General features: G+C 63.5%; 1 protein-coding gene. It reads left to right on the top strand.

The features are described from left to right. On the top strand, nt 1-418 hold a 418-nt coding region (locus tag AC1DQM_RS29930), incomplete at both ends, for an immunoglobulin-like domain-containing protein (protein WP_477747276.1).

Raw genomic sequence — 418 nt, 5'->3', positions numbered from 1 at the left:
GTTGTGACCCTGTCCAACGGCCAGACCATCACCATTCCAGTCGGCGCCAGCAGCGCCAGCGTCAATTTCACCGCGCCGAACGATGCGCTGGCCGGCGGCAACTCCCTGAGCGTCAAGATCGACGATGCCAAGGGCGGCAACTACGAGAAACTGGAAGTCGACGGCAAGTCGGCGGACACCTCGGTGACCGACACACCGGACACCACAACCCTCAGCCTGAGCGCATCCAACTCGGTGGCTGAAGGCGGTTCCATCGTTTACACCGCGAYCCTGACCAATGCCGCTGGCACACCCGTGACCGTGACGCTGAGCAATGGCGCCGTCATCACCATCGATGCCGGTAAAACCACCGGCTCCGTGACCGTCCCGGCCCCGTCCGATGACGTTTACAAGGATGCGGGCACGGTCCAGGCCACCA

The organism is Pseudomonas sp. 01L34 (assembly GCF_056400265.1).
Note: the sequence above shows the minus strand (reverse complement) of the source record. Positions and strands in the feature narration are given on the sequence as shown.